The organism is Acinetobacter sp. AND/436 (assembly GCF_049546925.1).
Classification (GTDB): Bacteria; Pseudomonadota; Gammaproteobacteria; order Pseudomonadales; family Moraxellaceae; genus Acinetobacter; species Acinetobacter indicus.
This window is the reverse complement of the sequence record NZ_JBMXBO010000010.1, coordinates 13,789-30,564: the sequence shown is the minus strand read 5'-3', so window position 1 is coordinate 30,564 and position 16,776 is coordinate 13,789. Positions and strand designations below refer to the sequence as shown.

The 16,776-nt window shown below is 47.6% G+C and carries 16 protein-coding genes; 8 read left to right on the top strand and 8 right to left on the bottom strand.

Annotation, left to right across the window (positions count from 1 at the left end):
* Positions 1-48: 48 nt before the first annotated feature.
* From hisC to ACPEPR_RS09235, 3 genes are all read left to right on the top strand, one after another.
* A complete protein-coding gene (hisC, locus tag ACPEPR_RS09245) occupies positions 49-1,140 on the top strand; it encodes a histidinol-phosphate transaminase (RefSeq protein ID WP_005179004.1) in 1,092 nt (363 codons plus the stop codon).
* Between the two features lie 3 nt (positions 1,141-1,143).
* Complete coding sequence (locus ACPEPR_RS09240) at positions 1,144-3,390, top strand: bifunctional prephenate dehydrogenase/3-phosphoshikimate 1-carboxyvinyltransferase (RefSeq protein WP_168398762.1); 2,247 nt, start codon at positions 1,144-1,146, stop codon at positions 3,388-3,390.
* 96 nt (positions 3,391-3,486) lie between these two features.
* Positions 3,487-3,852: a hypothetical protein gene (locus ACPEPR_RS09235; RefSeq protein WP_005179001.1), complete on the top strand. Its 366-nt coding sequence runs from the start codon at positions 3,487-3,489 to the stop codon at positions 3,850-3,852.
* A 118-nt stretch (positions 3,853-3,970) separates the two neighbouring features.
* Here the strand turns inward: ACPEPR_RS09235 and ACPEPR_RS09230 are convergent, their stop codons facing one another.
* Entirely contained in the window at positions 3,971-4,603 is a 633-nt protein-coding gene (locus tag ACPEPR_RS09230; protein WP_005178998.1) for an alpha/beta hydrolase, read from the bottom strand.
* Positions 4,604-4,738: 135 nt separating this feature from the next.
* Between ACPEPR_RS09230 and yaaA the strand changes: the two genes are divergently transcribed.
* Together yaaA and ACPEPR_RS09220 are read left to right on the top strand one after the other, a co-directional pair.
* Positions 4,739-5,518, top strand: coding sequence for a peroxide stress protein YaaA (yaaA, locus tag ACPEPR_RS09225; protein WP_005178997.1), 780 nt, complete (start codon positions 4,739-4,741; stop codon positions 5,516-5,518).
* A 17-nt stretch (positions 5,519-5,535) separates the two neighbouring features.
* Positions 5,536-6,180 carry a metal-dependent hydrolase gene (locus ACPEPR_RS09220; RefSeq protein ID WP_423562349.1) on the top strand — a complete coding sequence of 215 codons (645 nt, stop codon included), beginning with the start codon at positions 5,536-5,538 and terminating at the stop codon, positions 6,178-6,180.
* 76 nt (positions 6,181-6,256) lie between these two features.
* Here ACPEPR_RS09220 and slyD read toward each other — a convergent pair whose 3' ends face one another.
* From slyD to ACPEPR_RS09205, 3 genes are all read right to left on the bottom strand, one after another.
* On the bottom strand, positions 6,257-6,739 hold the full coding sequence (slyD, locus tag ACPEPR_RS09215; protein ID WP_005178991.1) for a peptidylprolyl isomerase: 483 nt from the start codon (positions 6,737-6,739) through the stop codon (positions 6,257-6,259).
* Positions 6,740-6,873: 134 nt separating this feature from the next.
* Entirely contained in the window at positions 6,874-8,160 is a 1,287-nt protein-coding gene (locus ACPEPR_RS09210; protein ID WP_423562348.1) for an NAD(P)/FAD-dependent oxidoreductase, read from the bottom strand.
* Between the two features lie 128 nt (positions 8,161-8,288).
* On the bottom strand, positions 8,289-9,599 hold the full coding sequence (locus ACPEPR_RS09205) for a D-alanyl-D-alanine carboxypeptidase family protein (protein WP_168405734.1): 1,311 nt from the start codon (positions 9,597-9,599) through the stop codon (positions 8,289-8,291).
* Between the two features lie 179 nt (positions 9,600-9,778).
* Between ACPEPR_RS09205 and ACPEPR_RS09200 the strand changes: the two genes are divergently transcribed.
* Complete coding sequence (locus tag ACPEPR_RS09200) at positions 9,779-11,482, top strand: M61 family metallopeptidase (protein WP_075166933.1); 1,704 nt, start codon at positions 9,779-9,781, stop codon at positions 11,480-11,482.
* Between the two features lie 95 nt (positions 11,483-11,577).
* Here the strand turns inward: ACPEPR_RS09200 and ACPEPR_RS09195 are convergent, their stop codons facing one another.
* Together ACPEPR_RS09195 and ACPEPR_RS09190 are read right to left on the bottom strand one after the other, a co-directional pair.
* Positions 11,578-11,715: a hypothetical protein gene (locus ACPEPR_RS09195; RefSeq protein ID WP_423562347.1), complete on the bottom strand. Its 138-nt coding sequence runs from the start codon at positions 11,713-11,715 to the stop codon at positions 11,578-11,580.
* A 177-nt stretch (positions 11,716-11,892) separates the two neighbouring features.
* Positions 11,893-12,678 carry an rRNA large subunit pseudouridine synthase E gene (locus ACPEPR_RS09190; RefSeq protein ID WP_045794865.1) on the bottom strand — a complete coding sequence of 262 codons (786 nt, stop codon included), beginning with the start codon at positions 12,676-12,678 and terminating at the stop codon, positions 11,893-11,895.
* Between the two features lie 406 nt (positions 12,679-13,084).
* On the opposite strand from ACPEPR_RS09190, the gene icd reads away from it, so the two are divergent.
* Complete coding sequence (gene icd, locus ACPEPR_RS09185) at positions 13,085-14,341, top strand: NADP-dependent isocitrate dehydrogenase (RefSeq protein ID WP_423562346.1); 1,257 nt, start codon at positions 13,085-13,087, stop codon at positions 14,339-14,341.
* 288 nt (positions 14,342-14,629) lie between these two features.
* Here the strand turns inward: icd and ACPEPR_RS09180 are convergent, their stop codons facing one another.
* Positions 14,630-14,803, bottom strand: a complete 174-nt coding sequence (locus ACPEPR_RS09180; RefSeq protein WP_423562345.1) for a hypothetical protein — start codon at positions 14,801-14,803, stop codon at positions 14,630-14,632.
* Positions 14,804-14,977: 174 nt separating this feature from the next.
* Between ACPEPR_RS09180 and ACPEPR_RS09175 the strand changes: the two genes are divergently transcribed.
* Positions 14,978-15,547: a M23 family metallopeptidase gene (locus tag ACPEPR_RS09175; protein WP_423562344.1), complete on the top strand. Its 570-nt coding sequence runs from the start codon at positions 14,978-14,980 to the stop codon at positions 15,545-15,547.
* Between the two features lie 6 nt (positions 15,548-15,553).
* Here the strand turns inward: ACPEPR_RS09175 and ACPEPR_RS09170 are convergent, their stop codons facing one another.
* Complete coding sequence (locus ACPEPR_RS09170; protein ID WP_168405073.1) at positions 15,554-16,732, bottom strand: YbfB/YjiJ family MFS transporter; 1,179 nt, start codon at positions 16,730-16,732, stop codon at positions 15,554-15,556.
* Between the last annotated feature and the right edge of the window lie 44 nt (positions 16,733-16,776).

The window sequence follows — 16,776 nt, the reverse complement described above, 5'->3', positions numbered from 1 at the left end:
TGTGCGCTGCATGCGGCTGCTTTTCACCTGTAAATCTGGAAGTAAAAAATGTCGTTTGTCCCAGCCAATGAAGGCATCTCTAAGTTAAAGCCATATCAACCAGGTAAGCCGATCAGTGAACTTGAGCGCGAATTGGGTATTACCGATATTGTGAAATTGGCATCCAATGAAAACCCGTTGGGCTGTTCAGACAAAGTCAAAGAGGCCGTGGCTGCCGAGCTGGCAGAAATTGGTCGTTATCCAGATGGCGGTGGTTTTATTTTAAAAGACCAGATTGAAGCGCAGTTTGGTTTTGGTCATGAACGGATTACTTTGGGTAATGGTTCAAATGACCTGCTGGAAATGTTTGCCCGCGCTTTTGTGTCCGAGCAGGACTCAATCGTATATAGCCAGCACGCCTTTGCGGTTTATGCGCTGGTGACTCAGGCCATTAATGCACAGGCCATTGAAGTACCAGCCAAAGGTTTCTCGCACGATTTAGAGGCGATGGCTGCAGCCATTCAAGCCAACACCAAGCTGGTGTTCATTGCCAATCCGAATAACCCGACTGGCACCTGGTTTGAAGAAGCTGAATTTGAAGCCTTCATGCAAAAAGTACCGGCCAATGTAATTGTGGTACTGGATGAAGCCTATGTGGAATACTTCCCGGAAAACTTCAACAGCCTGAAATATCTGGATCAGTATCCAAACCTGATTGTTAGCCGTACTTTATCGAAGTGCTATGGTCTGGCAGCGCTGCGTGTTGGTTTTGCCTTGGCTTCTGTACAGGTGACTGACTATTTAAACCGTATCCGTCAGCCATTTAACGTGAACCATTTAGCCATGGTGGCAGCCGTGGCAGCGCTGAAAGATGAAGCCTTTATCGAAAAATCACGTGAAGTGAACAAGGCTGGTATGGCGCAGCTGGAAGCAGGCTTTAAAGCACTGGGCCTGAATTATGTACCTTCACGTGCCAACTTTATTCTGGTTGATGTACAGGCTGATCCGGCACAAACCTTTAATGCCTTGCTTAAAGAAGGTGTGATTGTACGTCCGGTTGGTATTCCAAACCATCTTCGTGTATCGATTGGAACAGAAGCAGAAAATGCCAAATTCCTGACTGCACTGGCGAAGGTGTTAGGTCTGGACGCAAAGGCATAAGCCATGACGCAACCCCTGTTTGAAAAAGTCGCTTTTATTGGACTTGGGCTGATTGGCTCAAGTCTGGCGCGTGTGATTCAGGCTGAACAGCTGGCTCATGAGGTAGTGGCATCGACCCGTTCGCAAAAAACGCTGCAAGATGCCAAAGCCCTAGGTTTAATTGCTGCCGGTTATAGCGATCCGGTCGAAGCGGTGAAAGATGCTGATCTGGTGGTGCTGGCCTTGCCGGTACGTGCCACCGAATATGTATTGCAGCAGATTAAACCGTATTTAAAACCTGATGCAATCCTGACCGATGTCGGCAGCACCAAAGGCAATGTGGTCGATGCAGCCAAAGCGGTTTTTGGTGAACAACTGCCTGCCGGTTTTGTGCCGGGGCATCCGATTGCTGGAGCCGAGCATACCGGGGTCCATGCCGGTAAGGTCGATTTATTCGCCAATCATAAAGTGATTTTGACTCCATTACCGACCAGTGCGGATTGGGCGGTCAATAAACTGATTCAACTGTGGGAAGCAGCCAAAGCGGAAGTGATCTGTATGGATGTGGACAAGCACGATGAAGTGCTGGCACATACCAGTCATCTTCCGCATTTAATGGCATTTAACCTGGTGGAGCAACTGGCCAACAGGGAAGACAATTTAGATATTTTTCGCTATGCTGCAGGCGGCTTTCGTGATTTCTCGCGAATTGCAGCCAGTGATCCACAAATGTGGCACGACATCTTCTTTGCCAATAAAAAGGCAATTTTGAATGCAGTCGATGGCTTTGAACAACAGCTGGCAATCTTGCGCCAGCTGATCGAACAGGAAAACTCGCAGGCTTTAATGGGCCTGCTGGGACATGCTCAAGCAGCGCGTCAGCATTTTAATCATATGCTGGCCAAAAAACCGTTGATGGAGAACAATAAAGTGACACAACAATTTACGATTTTACCGGGCTCTAAAAATTTCCAGGGTAAATTTACTGTGCCAGGTGATAAATCTGTGTCACATCGTTCAATCATGTTTGGTGCAATTGCAGAAGGCACCACCCATGTCACCGGCTTTTTGGAAGGTGAAGATGCGCTGGCGACTTTACAGGCTTTTCGCGATATGGGTGTCAGCATTGAAGGCCCGAAAAATGGTGAAGTGACCATTCACGGTGTGGGGATGCAGGGCCTCAAAGCTCCAGCCGGCGCGCTGTATATGGGGAACTCTGGCACCTCCATGCGTTTGCTGTCAGGCATGTTATCGGCGCAGGCCTTTGATTCGGTGATGACTGGTGATGCATCCTTGTCCAAGCGTCCAATGGAGCGTATTGCCAAGCCATTACGTGAAATGGGGGCGCAAATCCAGACTACAGGTGAGCGTGGTACGCCACCGGTGTCAATTACGGGCAGCCAGCAGTTAAAAGGCATTCAGTACGATTTACCAATGGCCTCGGCACAGGTGAAATCAGGAATTTTACTGGCCGGTTTGTGGGCCGAAGGTGAAACTGCAGTAACTGAACCGGAACCAACCCGCGACCATACCGAGCGTATGCTGCGTGCTTTTGGTTATGAAGTGAAAACCGAAGGTAACCGTATTTCCCTGCAAGGCGGCGGTAAACTGGTGGGAACCAATATTCAGGTGCCTTCAGATATTTCATCTGCAGCGTTCTTTATGGTGGGCGCGGCCATTACTGAAAATGCCGATGTCACTTTAGAAGCTGTGGGCATTAACCCGACCCGTACTGGCGTGATTGAAATCCTCAAACAAATGGGTGCAGATATTACTGTATCCAACGAGCGTATTGCCGGTGGTGAACCGATTGCCGACATTCGTATTCAGGGCAGCCGTACCTTAAAAGGTATTCATATTCCGGAAGATCAAGTGCCACTGGCGATTGATGAATTCCCGGCGCTGTTTATTGCAGCAGCCTGTGCGGAAGGCCAAACTGTACTGACTGGTGCGGCCGAGCTTCGCGTCAAAGAATCTGACCGGATTCAGGTGATGGCAGATGGCTTGAAAACCATGGGTATCGATTGTACCCCAACTGAAGATGGCATCATCATTGAAGGCAAGGGCAAAGCAGGTGACTGGTCGCCTGTGTTCACCGGCGGTGAAATTGAGTCACATCATGACCACCGTATTGCCATGAGCTTCTCGATTGCCGGTTTACGTAACTCGGAAGTAATTAAAATTGTGGGTACAGAAACGGTCGCGACCAGCTTCCCGACCTTTACCCAATTGACCGCTCAGGCCGGCCTGCAGATTGAAGTGACCGAATAAAGAGAAAAATAACCCAAAACAGCCAAGCTTTTGCTTGGCTGTTTGTTTTATATTGCTTATGCTAAATATACAACAAGAACAGCAGTAGGGTCGTTTATGAAAACACTCCAGTTTACCGCACAATGTGATAACAAGGCCGAATTACAGGACTGTAAGATTGCCCAGGACTATGTGGCAGATTTGCTGGCCCGACAGTTAAACCAGCACGGCTTTGAAACCTTGCCACAAAGTGGCGCACAAATTGCGGTTAGTGTGGAAGATCATCCTTTGCCCTTAAGCGTGAGCTGTGAAAGCCGCGATGCCGAAGGACGACTGGTGTGTGAAATCCTGTCTTATCCGGAAGAAGAGCAGGACTGGTTTGACCGGATTGAATCGCAAAGCTTGTTAAATCAGCTGGCCCAGGCGGTCGAGCAGACCTTAAAACAGGATGAAAACTTTACGGCCTTTGAATGGAAAAATTAAAACAATTCCAGAAGGAAATCGCGAAGCTATTTCGTCTGTATCCATTTTAAAATTAACAGTACCGTCACTGATCTCCCCCCCCCATAAAAAAACCCATCAGCAGATGGGTTTTTTGTTTTTAGCCTAAGGCCAGGAAGCGGGTAATTGCAATCCGCAGCTGTTTTAAATAGCCGGTAAAGAAATGGTTGGCGCCCGGTAAAATGGTAACCAGATGACGCTGTGGTTTGGCCCAAGTAATCATGTCCGAGAGCAGGGTCACATCATCGGCTTCGCCATGAATAAACAGGATGTCACCTTTAATTTCAGGGGTTACATAGTGACGTACACCAGCTACTGTCGCAGTTGGGAGGCCACATAAAATAGTCTGTTTCGGCTGTAATTCAACCGGTAGCGCTGCATAACTCTTTGCCATCACATGCGCACCAAAGCTGAAACCGCCGGCATAGAACGGCAGGCCAATGTGCTGGCTGCGCGCATATTTGATGACTTCTAGAATATCGTCCGTTTCGCCAAAGCCTTCATCATGCACACCTTCACTCTGGCCTGAACCGCGGAAGCTTGGGCGATATACCACGCAGCCGCGCTCTAGGTACATTTGTGCTAATAATGCAGGAACTTTGTGTTGCGGGGTGCCGCCTTGCAATGGATGGGGGTGGCTGACAACCGCGAATCCTTTCACTTCACCCTGTGGATAATCTACGAAAACTTCAATTCGACCCACAGGACCTGGAATGAAAATTTGCTCGGACATAAGATAATCGAATAATGGCAGGAGAATCGATTATTTTACCGATTATGTTTAGGAAAAACACAGATTGGCATTAAAATAAGCTGACTGTTATAGTTTGATTAATTATTTTTTAACCACTTTTTGATCAGGATGTGTATGCTCGCCTTAATTTCTCCTGCTAAGACTTTAGATTATGAATCTGCATTACCCACCGACAGCCACACCTTACCAAGACTATTAGCGCATTCACAAGAACTTATCGACGTTAGTCGTACGCTATCTGCTTCAGAAATCGCCAATTTAATGAGTGTGAGCGAAAAAATCGCCAATTTAAACGTAGAACGCTTCCGCGACTGGCAGGCCGATTTTGATTTTTCCAATGCGCGTCAGGCGCTGTTTGCCTTTAAAGGTGATGTCTATACCGGTCTGGATGCCTATAGCCTGAAGGATCAGGACATTGATTACGCACAGCAGCATTTGCGTATGTTGTCAGGCCTGTATGGCTTATTGCGCCCGCTGGATTTAATGATGCCGTATCGTCTGGAAATGGGCACCAAGCTGAAAAATCCGCGTGGCAGCAATTTGTATGAATTCTGGGGCACCATCATTACTGATCTGATCAATGAAGATCTGGCTGCGGCCAAGTCTGAATTGCTGGTGAATATCGCTTCGGATGAATATTATAAATCGGTGAAAGAAAGTAAGATTCAGGCAGAAATCATCAAGCCGGTATTTTTAGACCAGAAAAATGGCAAATATAAAGTCATCAGCTTCTATGCCAAAAAAGCCCGTGGCCTGATGGCGCGCTATATCATCGAAAATAAAATTGAACGTGCTGAAGATTTAAAAGGCTTTAATAGCGATGGCTATTATTTCGATGCTGACAGCTCCCTAAAAGGTGAGCTGGTGTTTAAGCGAGATGAGCAAGCCGCATAAACAGGGGAGTGCGTGCCATGCAATCAGAACTTGCTGATTTTCAGTTGTATTGGCAACGCTGCGCTCAGCAGTTTTCGCTGAATCGCTGCCAGACGCAGCAGCTGTATGCGCGGCTGCTGGCGGCCTATAGTGAGCCACAGCGGCACTATCATGGCGTGCAGCATATTCTGGAATGTCTGCAGCATTTCGACCAGATTCGGGCGCAATTACAGCAGCTATCGCTGGTCGAGCTGGGGCTCTGGTTTCATGATGCCGTTTATGACCCTAAAGAGCAGGACAATGAAGCGCAAAGTGTAGTGCTGTGCCAGCAGTTATGCGCAGATTTTTTAACAGCAGCACAACTGGAAACCGTGAGCCGCTGGATTCTCGCGACCCGGCAGCATCAGCCCAGTGATGAGCCTGACTTAAATGCCTTGCTGGATATTGATCTGGCGATTCTGGCTGCGCCGCCAGCACGTTTTGCTGAATATCAGCAACAGATTCATCAGGAATATGCCTGGGTCGAGCAGAATCTTTATCAGCACAAGCGCCGTGCGGTATTGATGCAGTTTTATCAGATGCAACCGCTATATCAGACCCGGTATTTCCAGCAGCATTATGAAGCACAGGCCAAACACAATCTGGCCCAAGCCTTGTCTGCAGCGGGCGAATCAGCATCGTGATGGTTTATTCACCCACTAAAATTCAGGCATAAAAAAAGGCAAAGTCAGACTTTGCCTTTTCCATCTTGTCACAAGATTAGTGGTGATGACCGCCAACACCGTGTACGTGACCGTGGTCTAACTCTTCTTGAGTCGCTTCACGGATTTCTACGATTTCAACTTCAAAAGTCAGGTCTTGACCAGCAAGCGGGAAGTTTGCATCAACGATTACGTTTTCGCCTTCAACTGCTTTAACCGTTACGATCTGTACGCCATCATCAGTTTGTGCTTGGAACTGCATGCCAGGCTGAATGCTGTCTACGCCTTGGAACATTTGCGCTGGAACTTCTTGAACCAGGTCAGGGTTGTATTCGCCATAACCTTCAGCAGCAGGTACGTTTACAGTGAATTTTTCACCCACAGTTTTACCTTCTAGGGCTTTTTCAAGACCAGGGATGATGTTACCCGCACCATGCAAATAGGCAAGTGGTTCACCTTGAGATTGGTCGAGAGTTTCACCCTCTGCGTTAGTCAATGTGTAGTGGAAAGAAACCACGAGGTCATTTGCAATAGCAGTCATGTTATAGATCCATTTAGTTTTCTAAGGGTACATCATAAAGTGAAAAGGCAAATTTGTTGAATACTTTTACTCAAAAAACTCACATTTGGCTTTTTTATGACATTTTCCCAGATATTGGGGCAGTCGATAAAATTTCAATGCAATTTTATTTTAGGGCCAATTTTTCTGCCGAGCATGTCTTTGGCGGTCAGCACCCCGGCATGGGTATAGCCATGAATGGTGGCCTGATGTAGCCGGTATAAAGACACATACATCGATTTGGCGACCATACCCTGTACATTGACCCGACCAAGTAATTCACCCACGGCCGTATGCTGGCTTAAAGAAATCAGCGAGCCTTTGTCGGAAAACTTAAACATCGGCAGTGGTTTCCCATTCACGCGCTGGCTCAGGGCACGAACCAGAAAGCTGGCCTGCTGACTGGCCACCTGCGCACGCGGACCCAGCACCGGTTCATCGGCTTTGGGTTGACAATGGGCACAATCGCCAAAGGCAAAAATGTTGGGGTCGGTATAAGTCTGTAAGGTGGCATAGACTTTTAAACGGTTCAGATGATCTTTTTCAAAATCTTCCCACTGTTTAAAAATTTCCGGGGCCTGAATTCCGGCAGCCCAGACTTTAATTTCTGCTTCCAGTGGATTGCCTGCAGCAAAATAAACCTGTTCTTCATCGACTTTGGCCACCCGATGCTGGGTCAGCACTTCAATGCCAAAGCGCTCCAGCTGGACTTGGGTATGCCGGGAAATTTGCTGTGACAGCGCTGGCAAAATCCGGTCGGCGGCTTCAATGAGCGTAATGCGAACCAGTTGCGGATCAATCCGGTTTAAACCATATTGAGCAAAAGTCTGTTTGGCCTGATACAGCTCTGCTGCCAGTTCAACACCGGTGGCCCCCGCACCAATAATGGCAATATTCAGGGCACGGCTTTGCGGTTGATTTTGGGCTTCTAAATACAGGTGTAGCAAGTCCTGATGAAACACCGTGGCCTGAGGCAGGCTGTCCAGAAAATGACAATGCTGTTTCACCCCTTCGGTATGAAAGTCATTGGAAGTGGAACCCAGCGCCAGCACCAGTGTGTCATAATCCACGTCGATCTGCTTCGGTGGCTGTTCTTTTTTGGAAAATTGCGGTGCCTGCAACTGAATCTTTTTCTGGGTCCGGTCAATGCCAACCAGGGTGCCTAATATAAACTGATAATGATGCTGGGCAGCATGGACAAAATAGTTGGTTTCTTCCTGATGCGGATTGAGTGTGCCGGCTGCAATTTCATGTAGCAGCGGTTTCCAGATGTGGGTCAGTTTCTGATCGACCAGAATAATCTGCGCTTTGCCCGATTTACCCAAACGATGACCGAGTTGGGTAGCAAGCTCCAGACCGCCGGCGCCGCCACCGACAATCACAATACGATGTAATGCTGACATGATGAACCTATATTGTTATTTTTAATGCAAGAACAGGCTCAATTTATGCCATCTCCCGGTCAGGAAAATGGCTCAGATTGTTCGACAACTTACATCATGTAGCATTTCCACTGTGCTTGTTCACAGGATTAAACCAGCGGATAAGTTTTGGCTGCGGTTTCATCCTTGGAGGAAAAGCTAAACAGGCTTTTTAGCCAGATCAGCAATTTTTCAAACAGGCTGGCTTCGGCAATATGTACTTCTTCTTCCAGATGAATGGTATTGATCAGGCGGTTATTCTGATAAACATGCACAGTGGCCAGCTGCATCACCTGTGCCAGCGGGGCCGTCAGTAACTTTTCTTTCAGCTCGACATTCAAATGGGTTTCGGTCTGGGTTAAGGGTTCAATCAGTCGGGTCTGACCGAAGGTATCGTTAACAAACAGGCGCTGCTGGGTCACATCAAACTGTTTTAAATTAATCGCGCTGTTTTCGCCATATAAAGACGTGGTGACAATTTTCGGTTGCTGCACTTCAACCTTGAACATTTTCAGGGTCGACTTTACCACTGGCAACTCAGCAATCAGCTGCTTGTTTTTTAAAGCCACTTCGTTGCGGGTGTAGGCATAACTGATGTTCATCAGTTGCTGGGCAATTTCAGCGCGTTTAAATGCACTTTTGGCACCCAAAACCACCACAATTAAACGCCGGTTCGGATCATCAAAATTCTGGGTGAGACGGTTGGCCGTCAGCGCCAGGTTATAACCGGCGGCACGGGTATAACCGGTTTTCAAGCCATCCACCGTCGGGTCCTGTTTGAGCAGAATGTTAGTGGCACGGTGATAACGCTGGTTATAGGTAAAACTGGTCTGTTTGGAATAAGCGAGATAATCCGGAGTGTCATTGACGACCGCCTGTGCCAGACGGGCCAGATCGGCCGCGGTAGAATAATGTTCCGGCATGGTAATCCCGGCCGGATTCTGGAAATGGGTATGCTGCATTCCCAAGGCCTGTGCTTCCTGATTCATACGTGCCACGAACTGCGGTACGCTGCCAGAAATCCGTTCGGCCAGAGTTAGGGCGGCATCATTGGCAGACATCACAATTAAACCAGCTAGCAGCTGATCAACAGAAATCTGCTCACCTTCTTTCAGGTACATCTGGGATTCATCCCACATCACCTGTTTCACCACCGACGTTGCGGTCAGCACATCTGCCACGTTCAGCTTGCCGGCCTGAATGTCCTTGAGCACAATATAGGCCACCATCATCTTGGTCAGCGAGGCCGGGGCGCGCTGAATCTGGCTATTGTGTTCTGCAATGACCTGACCCGATTGTGGATCAAGCACGGTCCAGGCTTCTGCTTCAACCGTTTCAGGATTAAAAGATAATAAGGTGGCATGCGCAAGCGAGCTGCATAGCCAGCACAGCAGCGCAATCAGGTAGATGACACGTTTCAAGGGGATTCCTTTTTTAACCAGTCCGTTGGTCATAAACATAAAAATTTTAGGCATGCTATGCTTTTTTTTGCCGCCTGACTAGCGATAATTTTCGACAATGAAGACGACTGCGCATTGCATGACAAAAAAATGTTAAGCTAATTGATAAGTTATCTCTTTGATCTTTTATATCGCCCATTATGTTGCATTATCAAATCGAATTTGACGATTATCGTCAGCATCTTATTCATGTCACTTTGCGCTTTCTGGCCAATCCGACACAGGTTCTAGCTTTACCAACCTGGATTCCGGGCAGCTATCTGATTCGTGAATTCTCCAAACATATTGAAGCGGTCAAGGCCTATGATGAAGCCGGGCGTATTTTAAAAATCCAGAAATTTGAAAAGAACAAATGGCGTTTGTTTAATACCGATCATGAACTGATTACGGTGGAATATGATGTTTATGCCTACGACCTGTCGGTGCGTGGTGCCTATGTTGATCAGACCCGGTTATATGTCAATCCGGCCTGTGCCTGTTTAGGACTGGAAGGTCAGGAAGATAAAGCGATTGAAGTCGAAGTGTTTCTGCCTAATGAGCTGAAACATTTCCAGCTGGCGACCGGACTGGCAGCCAAAAGTCTGGTGAAGGGGCGTTATACCTTAAAAGCCAAAAACTATGCCGAACTGATTGATGCGCCGTTTGAGCTGGCCGAGCAGACCCGTTTTAGTTTTGATGCAGCAGGCATTCCACATGAATTTGTGGTGTCGGGCAAACATGCCATGAATGCTGCGAGAATGCAGCAGGACCTGGAAAAAATCTGCGCCACTGAAATTGCCATGTTCGGTTCTGCACCGTTTCAGGATTATACCTTTATGACCATGGCGACCGGGAACAGCTACGGCGGTCTGGAGCATCCAAACAGCACCAGCCTGATTACCCCGCGCGATGATTTGCCAAAAGCCAATGAGCCGGAAGAACCCTCAAAAGAATATCAGCGTTTTCTGGGGCTGTGCAGCCACGAATATTTCCACTCCTGGCTGGTGAAATTTATCCGTCCGGACAGCTTTGTCAATTATGATCTGAACCGGGAAGGTTACACTTCCTTGTTGTGGATTTTTGAAGGTTTCACCTCGTATTATGATGACCTGATTTTATTACGCAGCGGTGTGGTCAATCAGGAATCTTATATTGCTTTATTAAAAGCGCAGATTGACCGTTATTTGCAAAATCCGGGTCGGGCAATCCAAACCGTGGCTGAATCGAGTTTTGATGCCTGGGTCAAATTCTACCGCCAGGATGAAAACTCAAACCATGCCGGTACCAGCTATTACAACAAGGGCTGTCTGGTGGCCTTGTGTCTAGATCTTGGTTTACGTCTGCGTGGCTCTAGTCTAGATGCCTTAATGCGCAAGCTGTATGACAATGCGCAGCAGGGGATTCAGGTGCATGAGCGCACGATTTATGAATTGTGTCAGGAATTAACCGGTGATAGCTGGGCTGAGCAGATTAACCATCTGATTAACACCACCGAAGAATTACCGCTGGATCAGCTGTTCCCGGAATTTGGTCTGAGCTACAGCTTAAAAAATGACAAGCGTTTGCCATTGGGGCTAAAACTGGCCGATAAACCGGAAGGCGTACTGGTACAGGCCGCACGCCGTGATGGTCAGGCAGCGCAAGCCGGTCTGTCGGCGCATGATGTAATCATTGCCATTGATGGCCTCAAAGCCAGCAGCAAACTGATCGAACAGTATGCCAAACAGAGCGGCAGCTTTACAGTACATGCTTTCCGCCGTGATGAACTGATGCAGTTTGAAGTGAATGCAGCAGGTTCTGAACTGACTGAAGTTGAATTAAAAGTTGAAGATCAGGCCAAACTGGATCGCTGGTTAAAAGTGTAAAATCACAGTCTGAAATCTATACTATAAAAAACCGATGCTCAGGCATCGGTTTTTTTATGCAGATCTATCGTCATAAACCCTATCGTAATCACACCTTATTTGATGATCAGGCGGGAAGTACCGCGAAACTCCGCCACAATCTGTGCGCTGTGTTCACCAAACGACACCAAATGGGCGCCCAGATGCTGCATTAATCGGTCCTGATGAAACATGGGATTAACTTGCTGATCCATAGCAGACTCCTTTTTTAAGATACGTTTTATTTTAAATTTAAAATTATGTGAATCATAAATAGCATTGTGATGCTGAAAATACAAGCAAAAAAATAAGGCCCCGTTGGAGCCTTATTTTCATCGTCTATTCAACGCATCTTTGCAACAGCTTTTTTAGCTATACAGATGCCAGCCCCATTAACGGGCACGACGACCACGTGATTTGGTGTTGGGACGGGTGGTGCCATTGGTCTTGCGACGTGGCTTTTCACCTTCTTCCATTTGCCAGATGCGTGGTGTGCCGGATTTTTTCTTGGCGGTACCATCTTTGTTGACTTTTTTCTGCATCGGTTTGCCACCAGTGCCGCCCGGTTTCTTCACATAAGAACGTGAGCGATACGGCTGTTCGGCTGGTACATCTTTAAAGTCGCTATAGAGCAGTGGTTCAATTTCACGGGTTTCACCCGGTTGCAGGCCCAGCTGAACCAGATCAATCGAACCGATTTTGGTGCGAATTAAACGCAAAGTTGGGAAGCCGACCGCAGCGGTCATGCGGCGCACCTGACGGTTACGGCCTTCACAAATTGAAATTTCAGCCCAGGAGGTCGGCACCGAAGCGCGGTAACGTACCGGCGGATGACGTTCCCATAACCACTCCGGTTCAGCCACTTTAATCGCTTTGGCCGGCAAGGTCATGCCATCATTCAGTTCTACACCTTTACGCAGCTGTTCTAGCGCTTCTTCGGTAATGTCACCATCGACCTGGACCAGATAGGTTTTAAACTTTTTATTGGCCGGGTTGGTAATAAACTGGTTTAAACCGCCATGATCGGTCAGGAACATTAAACCTTCTGAATCCATGTCCAGACGACCGGCAATCCGCAAATCCGGATCGTCAATGAAGTCGGCCATGGTTGGGTGCTTTTCATCGGGACGAAACTGCGACAGCACATCATAAGGCTTGTTAAGAATAACTATTTTCACTGTAACCTGCTAAAAAATATAACAAAATATGGGTGTGATTCTTATGCTAACTGTAATACAACCCGGCATGGGAGAGAAAGGGTGACAATGAGCAAAAAGAAGGTCCACAATATCGGGCTACTATAGCAGATTCTGTCTGATCTGCCTGAACTTTATGGCAAAGCTGAGCAGATGATTTTGATTGGAAATGTAAAACTTGCTGAGAGATGCTACAGGATATATGCCGATTTATTAAGCACAGAAATAAGGCCATTTCCCTTATAAATCCCGGGCTGGTTAAATTTTGATTAAACTGAAAAGGTCATCGAGTTAAAAATACAATTAAGCAGACAGCCAAAAAAGACCGGTGCCGGGCAAGAATAGTATGGATTTGCCCGCCCACCAATCACAGGGAGTAGCAAGGATTATGGGTTATCAGAAAATCGTCGTGCCTGCAGATGGCAGCAAAATTACGGTAAATGCAGATTTATCCCTGAATGTGCCGAACAATCCGATTATCCCTTTTATTGAAGGTGACGGGATTGGGGTGGATATTACCCCGACTATGAAAGCCGTGGTGGATGCGGCAGTACAAAAAGCCTATGGTGGCAAACGTGCGATTGAATGGATGGAAGTGTATTGCGGCGAAAAGGCCAACAAGATTTATGGCACCTATATGCCGGAAGAAACCTTTGAGGTCTTGCGTGAATTTGTGGTGTCGATTAAAGGGCCGCTAACCACACCAGTTGGTGGTGGGATCCGCTCATTGAATGTGGCCTTGCGTCAGGAACTGGACCTGTATGTCTGTGTGCGTCCGGTACGCTGGTTTGAAGGCGTGCCTTCACCGGTGCAACATCCGGAACTGACCGATATGGTGATTTTCCGGGAAAACTCGGAAGATATTTATGCCGGGATTGAATGGAAAGCCGATTCACCGGAAGCGAAAAAAGTTATTAAATTCCTGAAAGAGGAAATGGGTGTCACCAAAATCCGCTTTGAAGAAAACTGTGGTATTGGGATTAAACCGGTCTCCAAAGAAGGCACTCAGCGTCTGGTGCGTAAAGCCATCCAGTTCGCGATTGATAATGACAAGCCGAGTGTGACCTTGGTACATAAAGGCAACATCATGAAATATACCGAAGGCGCCTTTAAGGAATGGGGGTATGAAGTGGCGCTGGAGCGTTTTGGCGGCGAATTGCTCGATGGCGGGCTGTGGGTGAAGCTGAAAAATCCGAAAACCGGCAAAGAGATTATGATTAAAGATGTAATTGCCGATGCCTTTTTACAGCAGATTTTAATGCGCCCGGCAGATTATTCGGTCATTGCCACCTTAAACCTGAACGGGGATTATATTTCAGATGCACTGGCGGCAGAAGTCGGCGGGATTGGCATTGCACCGGGAGCCAATATTGGCGGGGCAATTCATATGTATGAAGCCACCCATGGCACTGCGCCAAAGTATGCTGGGCAGGACAAGGTCAATCCGGGGTCGATTATTCTGTCTGCGGAAATGATGCTGCGCGATATGGGCTGGACTGAAGCGGCCGATCTGATTATTCGGGGTGTATCCGGTGCGATTGCAGCCAAAACGGTGACATATGATTTTGAACGCCTGATGCCAGATGCCACCTTGCTGCGCTGCTCTGAGTTTGGTCAGGCGATTATTGACAAGATGGACCAATAAAACGCTATCTATTTGATGCAACCGCCCGCGTTTAACGCGGGTTTTTTATGCCTTATCTTCTCATCCATTTGTGTCAATGTAATGACAAGTAACCACAGTGATGCTTTGGGTGACTAAGGTAAAATAGTAAAACTATTTTCACTTAATTTGTAATGGATAATCCTGTGCCCAATTACATTGAGGCAATTTGATACAGCTTATGACTTGGGCAAAAAACAAAACCCGGTAGAGTAATACCTGTACATATTGTGCGACATATCGAACTGATACAGGAGTGATATGAAATGGCTAATCAACAAAACCAGCAGAATCAACAGAATCAGCAAAACCAACGTCAACAAAATCAGCAGCAACAAAATCAAAAACAGAAAAACCAACGTCAGCAATGATGTCGCCCCCCAATTTAAAAACTTTTTCATCGCCTAAAGGCGCAGATAGGTTTTTAAATTGATTTACTGACAAAGGCTCTCATGATGAGAGCCTTTGTCATATCTATATAGCCCATGACGATCTAGATCGGAAAGCAGCAGAGGAATCATCTCCAAACCCAGATCAGCAAAACCTGTACAAAAACCGTGTTTTATCTACCCCTGAGCAGACCTTAAGATCAAGTCATCCCTTGATGATGCAGGTGCCATGAATATCTTGATTTCTAAACGGCTCGCCGGTCTGGCGCTTGGCTTAAGTTTGAGTGTGCTGCTGGTCGGCTGTCAGCCACCGCCTTCGGGTGATGCCGCCGGTATGCGCTATCCGATGCTGTATCTGAAATTGCAACAGCAGGAATTCATGGCGCCTTTACCGGTCCCGGTAGAAGGTGTGCAGGCCAGGCAGATCAGTGATACCTGGGGTGCGGCGCGCAGTGAAGGGCGTCGGCATGAAGGCACTGATATTTTTGCCAAACGCGGCACGCTGGTACGCTCAACCACGGCTGGAATTGTATCGCGGGTGGGCACCAACAACCTTGGGGGTAAAGTGGTCTGGGTGATTGGTCCGGGCTTAAGCCATCATTATTATGCGCATTTAGAGGATTATGCAGCGGAGATTCAGGAAGGCGACTGGATTGAAGCCGGTGAAATCATTGGTTATGTCGGTAATAGCGGCAATGCTCAAAATACACCGCCACATTTGCATTATGGGATTTATCTCAGTGGTCAAGGCGCCGTGAATCCTTATCCCTATTTGGTACAAGAACTGACCGATGAATAAATGGGATCAGTTTACCTCGATTGTAGAAACTGGGGTTTTGGTGGCCGGCAGTCTGCAAATAAAATACAGATTTCCCAGTGCCAGAACCGCACCGGCCAGTAAAAACTGCTGCGGATAGGACCAGCCGGCGACTTGTAAGCCGCTAAAGCTTAAGCCTCCTATCAGCTGCACGCTGGCAAAGCATAAAGTAGCCATGCCCCATAATTTTTTATAGGCCAGACCATACAGCTGGAGCAGGGTATAAGAGGTCAGAAACACCACCGCCGGATTCAGCAGGCCAGTAAAAAAGGAAGACAGAAAGGTCATCACTGACCAAGGGGCGATTGCCGCTAAAATGGCCGCCACATACAGGCAATACAGGATTTTCAGGGCTTTGAAATTGCCGAGCTGTTTTGCCAGAAAATAGGCACAGGCCGCTCCGCAGGCACTGCCCAGGCCATATAAAATCCAGTGGCTATTGATCCAGAACAGGCTGAGTTGTTGCACCTGACTTAAATAGTCAATCCAGAAGAGTGAGTGTGGTACATAGGAAAACGCGCTACAGCTATACACCAAGAGCAGGCTGGCAAAGACTTTTTTATTGATGGGCACAGCAGCAGCGCTTTGAGGCTGGCTTTGGATGTTAACCGGTAGGGCTTTGGGTTTGAGCAGGATTAAACCCAGACTGCACAGCACGGCAAAGGCACATAAAATCAGCCAGGCGCTTGAGGTGGAGATATGATCTAAATAGGGCAAAAATAATGTGGCGAGCAGCACACCAAGTCCGATGCCACTAAAACCAATCACATTAATTTTAAACCGATGCTGCAATTCACAGTGCTGCGCAACCACGCTCGGCGCCAGAATCATCAGCCAACCACCGCAGATGCCGGACAATATTCGCCAGAACAGATACCAGCTGCCCTCAAAACCGGCGAACGCACAGCAGAATAAACTTAAACTGCCGAGAAAGGCCGCGGCCTGAATCCAGCTTAATAGCTGCCGGTTTAAGCGCATGGCCCAGACCGCACCAATTAAATAACCGAGTAAATTGGCGCTGCCTAACAGGCTGGCAAACTCGCTACTCCATTCAAAAGCCAGACGGGTACTGGGTAATAAGGCGGTATAAGAAAAACGAAAAATACCGATACCTAAACAGGTGGCCAGCAGTAAAAACAGGCTGAGGCGGCGTTGCTGTGCATCCATGCAGATTCCTTGCGCTTTTTATTATGCGTAAAATATTGTTGTAT

What these genes read in the sequence shown, in the direction of transcription:
- hisC (WP_005179004.1), top strand. Translation starts at nt 49, where the DNA reads ATGTCGTTTGTCCCAGCCAATGAAGGCATCTCTAAGTTAAAGCCATAT.
- ACPEPR_RS09240 (WP_168398762.1), top strand. Translation starts at nt 1,144, where the DNA reads ATGACGCAACCCCTGTTTGAAAAAGTCGCTTTTATTGGACTTGGGCTG.
- ACPEPR_RS09235 (WP_005179001.1), top strand. Translation starts at nt 3,487, where the DNA reads ATGAAAACACTCCAGTTTACCGCACAATGTGATAACAAGGCCGAATTA.
- ACPEPR_RS09230 (WP_005178998.1), bottom strand. Translation starts at nt 4,603, where the DNA reads ATGTCCGAGCAAATTTTCATTCCAGGTCCTGTGGGTCGAATTGAAGTT.
- yaaA (WP_005178997.1), top strand. Translation starts at nt 4,739, where the DNA reads ATGCTCGCCTTAATTTCTCCTGCTAAGACTTTAGATTATGAATCTGCA.
- ACPEPR_RS09220 (WP_423562349.1), top strand. Translation starts at nt 5,536, where the DNA reads ATGCAATCAGAACTTGCTGATTTTCAGTTGTATTGGCAACGCTGCGCT.
- slyD (WP_005178991.1), bottom strand. Translation starts at nt 6,739, where the DNA reads ATGACTGCTATTGCAAATGACCTCGTGGTTTCTTTCCACTACACATTG.
- ACPEPR_RS09210 (WP_423562348.1), bottom strand. Translation starts at nt 8,160, where the DNA reads ATGTCAGCATTACATCGTATTGTGATTGTCGGTGGCGGCGCCGGCGGT.
- ACPEPR_RS09200 (WP_075166933.1), top strand. Translation starts at nt 9,779, where the DNA reads ATGTTGCATTATCAAATCGAATTTGACGATTATCGTCAGCATCTTATT.
- ACPEPR_RS09195 (WP_423562347.1), bottom strand. Translation starts at nt 11,715, where the DNA reads ATGGATCAGCAAGTTAATCCCATGTTTCATCAGGACCGATTAATGCAG.
- icd (WP_423562346.1), top strand. Translation starts at nt 13,085, where the DNA reads ATGGGTTATCAGAAAATCGTCGTGCCTGCAGATGGCAGCAAAATTACG.
- ACPEPR_RS09175 (WP_423562344.1), top strand. Translation starts at nt 14,978, where the DNA reads ATGAATATCTTGATTTCTAAACGGCTCGCCGGTCTGGCGCTTGGCTTA.
- ACPEPR_RS09170 (WP_168405073.1), bottom strand. Translation starts at nt 16,732, where the DNA reads ATGGATGCACAGCAACGCCGCCTCAGCCTGTTTTTACTGCTGGCCACC.